Genomic DNA, 2,884 nt, shown 5'->3' on the forward strand with positions numbered 1-2,884 from the left:
CTTGGCCCTGCTGCAATTACGGGGCGCTCCGGGGCGTGCTGCGCAAAGCCTGGCCGCCGTCGTGGTAGCCTTCAGTCTGGTGGTAGCCATGGCAATTATGGTCGGCTCGTTTCGTGATTCAGTGGCCAACTGGCTTGGTGACATCCTGCGGGCTGATTTGTATGTGCAGGCGGGAAGCAATCAGGACGCATTACTCGCTTCCGGAACCGCACAATCCCTGTGCACGCTTCCAGATGTTCGCCATTGTTCACCGTTACGCCGCATTCCATTGAATTTATTACCGGGTCATCCTCCCATCATGTTGCTGGCGCGCGGTATGAACCTGCAAGACCCCGGTCGGGAACTGCAAATACTCCGGTCTGTTCCTCTTCATACGCTGAAAGCACCGCCCGTATGGATTTCGGATATTCTGGCTGGCATCAGTGCCTGGCATCCAGGCCAGAACATCCGGATTCCTCTGGGCGGACAGCTTCGGACCGTCAGCATTGCCGGTATTTATCGCGACTACGCCTATCAGCAAGGATCCATTTCCATCCCGTTACAGGAATATCAACAGTGGTCCCATGATAAAGGCATCAATGGCGTAGCACTCTGGTTACAACCGCATGTGCCAGTCTCTGCCGCGCTCGTGCAGTTGCATCAAAGCATCGCGAAAAGTCGGCAACTGCTGATTGCCACACCCCGGGAAATTCGCCACCGTAGTCTGCAGATTTTCAATCAGAGTTTTGCCGCAACTTATGCGCTGGAAGCCGTAGCCATGATTATTGGCCTGCTTGGAGTAAGCAGTGGCTTTGGTGCGCAGACCCTGATGCGCCGCAACGAATTTGCCATGCTCCGGCATCTGGGGCTGCGCCATCGTGACCTGCTGGCCCTGCTTTTTGCCGAGGGCAGCATGCTTTCATTCGCCGGTATTATCATCGGTGGCAGCCTGGGCATTGCCATCAGCGTGATTTTGATTGCGGTGGTCAATCCGCAATCTTTTCACTGGCACATGGGTTTTCAGCCGCCCTGGTTATTATTGGGAATACTCAGCGTGATTTTATGGATAGCAAGCACAAGCACCATGATCCTTGCGGGACATCGCGCCCTGCGCAACAGCCCGGCGGTGTTACGTGATGACTAAGCGACGGTACCCTGCAACATGCCGGGGCCTGGTCAGCTTATGGGGGCTTTGGGTCGTGATCCTGCTGATCGGTTTACGCAGTACTTCAGTAGCTGCAGCGATCCTGCCAGCCCATGTACTCCCCCTGCAAAGCCCGCCCCACATTGCGGTGTCTGCACAAAATCCTCTGCATTTCCCCAATGCCTACGGCAGTCACCCTGATTTCCCTATCGAATGGTGGTATATCACCGGCTGGCTCAAGGACCGTTCAGGACATCCTTTGGGTTTTCAGTTGACATTTTTTCGCGTACGCCCCGCCAAGGTCTGGGAAAATCCCAGTGCATTCAATGCGCGTCAGCTGATATTTGCCGAAGCCGCCATCAGCGATCCAGCCATCGGGCACTTACTGACTGCACAACATATCGCCCGCTCCGGCCTGGGTTTGGCGGGCGCGGATCAAAACCATACCCGGGTCTGGATTCGTCACTGGTTTCTGCAACAAACCTCATCCGGCTATCGTGCAGTCATTCAGGGTAAAAACATGGGCTATCGGCTTCATTTTCAGATAACCCAAGCGCCCCTGCTGGAAGGCCCCAAAGGCATCAGCCAAAAGGGTCCTGATCCCAAAAATGCCAGTTATTATTACAGTATTCCGCATCTGCTGGTCAGTGGTGACGTAACCATCAAAGGACATGGTCAGGCTGTTCATGGCGAGGCCTGGCTCGATCATGAATGGTCTGCTGCATACTTGCCGAAAGCTGCCGTAGGCTGGGACTGGCTAGGACTGAACCTGCACAATGGCGCTGCGCTCATGCTGTTCATGATGCGCCGTGCCGATGGTAGTCCGCTTTGGCTGTCGGCCACCGAACGCAGCGCAGATGGTCAGGTGCACTATTTCCACGCCGGGCAGATTCATATGCAGGCCACGGGCTGGTGGAAATCCAGCCAGACGGGCATCCGTTATCCAGTACGTTGGCAGATTCACGTCGGTGAACAGAAATTTTCCATTATGCCCCTGATGGACAACCAGGAATTTGATGCCAGCCACAGCAGCGGCACCATTTACTGGGAAGGGGCCGTGCGCGCCATCAGCCAGGGAAAAACTCTGGGTCACGGCTATCTGGAAATGACCGGCTACGGTGGCCGTCTGGCCCTCGGAGCATCCTCTGTTTCAGCCAATACAAAAGCCGTACGACCCTATCGAACCATGCAAAAGAAAATTCCTTTCCTGCAAAAAAGTGGCTGATAAGGCCTTCCGTTGCTACACTGAAAGCATGCCAAATTCCATTCCGCATCTACTCCTGCAAGAACAATTTCTGAACCGTTTTAATGGGCGTACCCTCATCGTCCATCGCGGTTTTCCTGATCAATATTTCAAGGAACTGCTGGAACAGCCTGGTGGAGGCGGGCATTTCCGGATAGATGTGCGGATTCCTCCCGGCACGCCGCCGACACCCATTGAATGGGTTGTTCATCATCACGTCATCCCTCTGGATTTACCCATGCCGCTGCTGGTCAAGGTCGATCCGGACCGTCTGTATTTGCGCCATTTGCTGCATGGTGAGCATGCCGGGCATCCCAGCGAGATTCTCTGGATGCTGGATGCCATCCGTGAGCGTTATCACATGCGTCTGGAGCGCCAGCAGGGCTATTACCAGCCCGTGCCGGGGATGCCCGCAGAAGAAAATGACATTGACTATGACTTCAACAATGACTGATTCCCTGGATGATGCCGCCCTGATGCGTTACTCCCGACAGATTCTTCTGCCGGAAATTGACCTC

Annotated in this window: 3 protein-coding genes; all 3 read left to right on the forward strand. The window is 54.9% G+C overall.

Annotation, left to right across the window (positions count from 1 at the left end; translation table 11 throughout):
* Nucleotides 1-1,123 (forward strand): ABC transporter permease (locus tag AC2VLY_RS08915; RefSeq protein WP_486922128.1); only part of this gene is annotated, 1,123 nt, incomplete at its 5' end.
* Nucleotides 1,116-2,348, forward strand: coding sequence for a lipocalin-like domain-containing protein (locus AC2VLY_RS08920; protein ID WP_486892002.1), 1,233 nt, complete (start codon nt 1,116-1,118; stop codon nt 2,346-2,348). The genes AC2VLY_RS08915 and AC2VLY_RS08920, both read left to right, overlap by 8 nt.
* A gap of 28 nt (nt 2,349-2,376) precedes the next feature.
* Nucleotides 2,377-2,820, forward strand: coding sequence for a hypothetical protein (locus AC2VLY_RS08925; RefSeq protein ID WP_486892001.1), 444 nt, complete (start codon nt 2,377-2,379; stop codon nt 2,818-2,820).
* The last annotated feature ends 64 nt before the right edge of the window (nt 2,821-2,884 follow it).

Source organism: Acidithiobacillus sp. TH-A36 (assembly GCF_057473445.1).

What these genes read in the sequence shown, in the direction of transcription:
- AC2VLY_RS08920 (WP_486892002.1), top strand. Translation starts at nt 1,116, where the DNA reads ATGACTAAGCGACGGTACCCTGCAACATGCCGGGGCCTGGTCAGCTTA.
- AC2VLY_RS08925 (WP_486892001.1), top strand. Translation starts at nt 2,377, where the DNA reads ATGCCAAATTCCATTCCGCATCTACTCCTGCAAGAACAATTTCTGAAC.